Source organism: Paludibacterium sp., from assembly GCF_019232825.1.
Classification (GTDB): Bacteria; Pseudomonadota; Gammaproteobacteria; order Burkholderiales; family Chromobacteriaceae; genus Paludibacterium.
The window spans coordinates 1-4,699 of sequence record NZ_JAFAND010000004.1 but is presented as its reverse complement, the minus strand read 5'-3'; the positions used below and the strand labels follow the sequence as shown (position 1 = coordinate 4,699).

Genomic DNA, 4,699 nt, shown 5'->3' with positions numbered 1-4,699 from the left:
TCCTTGAGCAGCAAGATCAACTGCTGCGCGTGCACCGGCGTCGACTCGAAACCAAAGCGGCGATAAAACGCCTCAGCGTCGGCATCAATAGGGTGCGTGAGCAGCGCGCGGATACCGGCTTGTTCGGCAATCGTCAGAGTGCGGCGGATCGCATCTTGCAACATACTGAAACCAAGGCCCTGTCTTTGGTAGTCGAGATCGGCGGCAAGCCTCGCCAGAATGACGAGTGGAATCGGGTAGTGGCCCATGCCTCGACGAATCCGCTCAGGTGCCTCCAGTGTATCGATCTGCCCCACGGTTAGGCTGAAGTAGCCTGCAACGTGATCGCCATCGCAGACCACAAAGGTTCTGGCTGATCCGCTACCTTGGGCTTGACGTGCATGGCGTAACAGCCAATCGGTGAGCGCGGGTTTTCCACAGTCAAACCCCTCCAACTGGTGGTGTGCGCCGAGCGGTTCAGGTGCCGATACACTCATTTCTTGGCCCAAACTGGGCGTCGCGAGAACAGGTCAGTCAGGCCGGGGTTGTCGGACTCTGGCCGATCCAACATTTCTAGAAGTGCTTGGTATTGACTACCGGAAATCATGAATAAGCGCTGGTCGAGCAGGGTCTGTTCGGCCGCCTGATACGCGGCGTCCAGGATGAAATCTGTCAGCGACTTGTGTGCGACTTCGGCCGCGCGGCGCAATACGGTCTCCTGTTCCGGGGTCGCTCGCAGACCGAGACGAGCGGATCGGGTGGTTGTGGCAGACATGGCCGCCCTCCTTGCGTACATTTGACGCAATGTTAGTACAAATGACGTACGCCGTCTAGATGACTGGTCAGCCAACCGTTTGAGTTCCACCCTGCGTTCCTCTGTCAGTGATGGAAGCATACTCTGCCGATACCTTACGGTATGCATACTGTTTTCCCTTTGATGGAAACAGCCCGGTGATGTGCCGGGCTGCTATCTACGTCTCCAGATTTTAGAACGGTTATTTGTGCGGTTTGTGTGGAGGTCCTTTTTCACGATGCCGCACGGCGTAGAGTACAAAAGCGGCCAAGCCAGCGACAAATATTCCTAAACCGACGAGTGATTCAATGGCCATTTCCGCTGTTCTCCTTAGGACTGACTGAATGTCTGCAGCAAAGGGCAAGCGCTAGCAAAACGACGGCGAGCAGCAAGAGTGCCGACACCGTGCTGGTACCGACCTTTTGCTCGACCATGCCGCCTGCGACGCTGGCCACGATGCAGGCCGTTGCCAAGTTGTCGCAGACTTTTGCCAGGCCATCTAATTGAGCGTCATTAAACATCAAGGTTCCTCAAAAAAGATCGCTTCCCACTCTCTTGTCTCAGGCATCACAACAACCGCACAACGCACTCCGCCTGCTGGCGCAACGCGCGGCACGGCGCTTCCATCTGTGCCTGCATCTCGTCGGGCAACTGTTCCTGAATCAGCCGCAGCATGCGTTCGGCGCGAGTGATTTCGTAGGCGTGCGGCGATAGCGTGACCGCCAAGTGTTCCAGTAGCGGCAGCAGATCGTCCAAGCCGGCGGCGAGGAGCACGTCGGGCGCGGATTGGCGCAGGCGGTTGAGCCGGGCGTGCTGATCGATGAGGCGGGTGAAGGGATAGTGAGCGTGCATGACAGACCTCCGTGTGTGGAAATCCGCCCAAAACAGTGGGCGGGGGCTGTCCTTACGCTCTTAGCTCAGTCAAGAAAGCGTCCGAGGGCCTTGCGGAAACACCTCGCAGCCCCCGGCGAAAAGATACGCCGGCCAGGATGAACCTGGCCGTCGGGGACGACTGAACTAAGATTTGAAGGAGTCCCCAGCCTAAGATCGACCGCAACCGGGCGTCGAACATGCGCGGTCGGGGTTTTTCATCCTATTGAGCTATGCGTTTTTGCCGAACGGGTAGGGCAAGGATCGCACGCCATGCCTACGCGATCTTGATGGCAATAGTCTGATATGCCATCGCTGGCGCCTTAAAATCGCAAAAATCTGTCGGAATTCTGTGCTTTCGAAGTTGCCCACCGGACTTGCCGCCGTTTTTATGCCCTGCCAGCAGGCCTGTTTTGTCGCGCCCGCCGGCTGGGAATATTCCAAGATCCCCGCTATTAGCGCTGTTTTATATGGATATGAGACATGATGAATGCGTAGCGGTAATGGTGGCGGTGCTTTACTCAATTTGAATGAATTTTTGGCGGTTTCCACGGCCTTCCGCGCCAACAATCCCATGGTAATCTCGCTGGAAAATGAAACGTCGCGGCATAGCGGCGAGATATCTATTGTCCGGATAAACCGTGGCAATTGTCGATAGAAAAGTGGCGTGCGTTTTTATCACGTCATTCACTCAATTCCAACTTAAAAGACGAGCATAATTATGAGTGGCTATAACGCCGTATTGGCACGCAATACAGGGAATGCACCGAAGAATATCGGTCTTTATTCGCAGACCGTGGCTTTCTCGCATTACAATAATCTGTCGGCGCAATTGCCGATCGATCCCAAGTCGGGTGAATTGGTCGCCGGTGGCGTCCAAGAGCAGGCTAAGCAGTGCTTCAAGAATATCAAGGCCGTGGTGGAAAGCATCGACCATGTGATGGACGATGTGGTGCGAATCACGATTTTCGTCAAGAATATCGCCGACCTCGATACGGTGAACGACGTTTATAAGTCGTTCTTCTCCGGCTATGTCCCGGCGTTGACGACGGTTGCCGTCGCCGCCTTGCCGATGAATGCCTTGGTACAAGTGGAAGCGCTGCTTTCCAACGGCGAAGGCACCATTCCCAATGCGCCGCAGGCTGGCGATTTGGTTAAGCTGGCACGCAACACGGAAAATGCGCCGCAAAATTCGCTGTCGACGCAAACCGTGGCTTTTTCTCACTACAATAATATTTCGGCTCAATTGCCTATCGATCCGAAATCGGGAAAATTGGTCGCTGGCGACGTAAAAGCGCAAGCCGGTCAGTGCTTCAAGAATATCAAGGCGATTTTGGAAGGTATCGACGTTCCTTTTGACGATATCGTCAAGATTAATATCTTCCTGAAAAACTTCTCGGATATTGACGCCGTTAACGAAGTTTATTCGACTTTCTTCCCGGATTCGGCCATTGCCCGCGCCGTCGCTTATGTGCCGGCACGCACTGTCGTAGCCGCCGCCGCATTGCCGATGGATGCTTTGGTGCAAATCGAAGCCGTTGTGTCGCACGGCGACGGCACCCCGCCGCAAGCCGTTGAAGACCGCCACGGTATCGTCATCAAGGCCAACAACACGGTGAATGCGCCCAAGTGCGCGCTGTCGACGCAAACGGTGGCTTTCTCGCACTACAACCATATCTCGGCACAATTGCCGGTTGACGCTCAAACCGGCGAACTGGTTGCCGGCGGCGTCAAAGAGCAAGCGGGGCAGTGCCTCAGCCACATCAAGGCGATTGTGGAAAGCATCGGCCACGAGATGGACGATGTGGTGAAGGTTAACGTGTTCCTCAAGAACATCGACGATATGGCTGCCGTGGACGACGTTTACGCGACCTTCTTCCCCAGCTACGTGCCGGCGCGCCGTACCGTGGGCGTAGCGGCTTTGCCGAAGGGCGCGTTGATCCAGATCGACGCGGTGGTGTCGCATGCGGAAGGCACACCGCCCAAGGCCTAACGAGGCTCGGGCGAAGGCGGCATCGCCTTCGCCTACGGTCAAAAAGGAAGCTGAAAATCGTGTTCAGCTTCCTTTTTTTGTGCCTTGCCATGCTGAAATGCTCGCCGGGTAAGGGGTTTCAGGAGAAAATGTCCGCTGACTAGTTCCCTCTCCCTATCCATACCATGTCAGAAAGCACGATCCACTGGGATTTCCCCAACCCTTTCACGCTCGCCCTGTCGCCGCAGACCGAGGATATCGACGGCCTCGGCCACACCAACAATGCCGTCTACGTGCGTTGGTGTGAACAAGCCGGCTGGGCGCATTCGATGGCGCTGGGTTTGGGCGTTGACGACTACCGGCGGCTGGACCGCGGCATGGCCATCCGGCGCGGCGAATACAACTATCTGCTGCCCACCGCCGAGGGCGAGCCGCTGCTGCTGGGGACGTGGTTGATCGCGGGAGACAGTGCCGTGTCCGCTTGCCGCTGCTTTCAGCTGGTGCGCCTCAGCGACCAGAGCACGGTGTTGCGCGGCAAATGGGAGCTGGTGTGCATCGAGCTCTCCAGTGGCCGGCCCAAGCGTTTTCCGGCGGAATTCAAGGCCGCTTATCAGCCGGCGATGGTGACCATCGCGGAGGGGGACTAAGGGGTGTTTGGTGCAATGCCGCGCGATGCCTGTGAAATGGCTTGACGCGAGATCGCGGCAACAGCAGTTGAATCGACTCGGGGTACTGCGAGGGCATGCCAACTGGCCAGGTCGGCACGAGAATGCAAGGGAAAACGTTAGCTTTGATGTTGCGTTTGCACTTGGGTGGCGGCGGCGTTGACCGCTTGTTCGGCGTCATGGCTGCTGCCCGCCAAGGCCATGTTGCAGCCGTAGAAGAACACGAACCACGAGATCATCATGCCGATTTGCCAAATCGTTTCAGGCTTTTGGCGGGCAATCATTTTTTTCAGTTTGTTCATAATACTGGCTCCTTTTGACACGCTGTCCGCGCTTAAACCAGATTTCGACCTGGCCGGAAAAAATTGAAGGGGACCGTGAGCAAAGGCAATAAACTGGCCTGGTTATCCTTTTGGCATG

General features: G+C 56.3%; 7 protein-coding genes. 2 read left to right on the top strand and 5 right to left on the bottom strand.

Annotation, left to right across the window (positions count from 1 at the left end; translation table 11 throughout):
* From JOZ06_RS00335 to JOZ06_RS00320, 4 genes are all read right to left on the bottom strand, one after another.
* Positions 1 to 476, bottom strand: a 476-nt coding sequence (locus JOZ06_RS00335) for a GNAT family N-acetyltransferase (RefSeq protein ID WP_293227586.1), incomplete at its 3' end; no start/stop codon positions are given.
* Complete coding sequence (locus JOZ06_RS00330; protein WP_293227584.1) at positions 473 to 754, bottom strand: DUF1778 domain-containing protein; 282 nt, start codon at positions 752 to 754, stop codon at positions 473 to 475. The genes JOZ06_RS00335 and JOZ06_RS00330, both read right to left, overlap by 4 nt.
* A gap of 323 nt (positions 755 to 1,077) precedes the next feature.
* On the bottom strand, positions 1,078 to 1,293 hold the full coding sequence (locus JOZ06_RS00325; protein ID WP_293227582.1) for a hypothetical protein: 216 nt from the start codon (positions 1,291 to 1,293) through the stop codon (positions 1,078 to 1,080).
* A gap of 46 nt (positions 1,294 to 1,339) precedes the next feature.
* Entirely contained in the window at positions 1,340 to 1,624 is a 285-nt protein-coding gene (locus JOZ06_RS00320) for a hypothetical protein (RefSeq protein ID WP_293227580.1), read from the bottom strand.
* A gap of 739 nt (positions 1,625 to 2,363) precedes the next feature.
* On the opposite strand from JOZ06_RS00320, the gene JOZ06_RS00315 reads away from it, so the two are divergent.
* A complete protein-coding gene (locus JOZ06_RS00315) occupies positions 2,364 to 3,635 on the top strand; it encodes a RidA family protein (protein WP_293227578.1) in 1,272 nt (423 codons plus the stop codon).
* A gap of 164 nt (positions 3,636 to 3,799) precedes the next feature.
* Positions 3,800 to 4,261: a thioesterase family protein gene (locus tag JOZ06_RS00310; RefSeq protein WP_293227576.1), complete on the top strand. Its 462-nt coding sequence runs from the start codon at positions 3,800 to 3,802 to the stop codon at positions 4,259 to 4,261.
* Positions 4,262 to 4,398: 137 nt separating this feature from the next.
* Here the strand turns inward: JOZ06_RS00310 and JOZ06_RS00305 are convergent, their stop codons facing one another.
* Positions 4,399 to 4,581: a hypothetical protein gene (locus JOZ06_RS00305; RefSeq protein ID WP_293227574.1), complete on the bottom strand. Its 183-nt coding sequence runs from the start codon at positions 4,579 to 4,581 to the stop codon at positions 4,399 to 4,401.
* Positions 4,582 to 4,699: the final 118 nt, after the last annotated feature.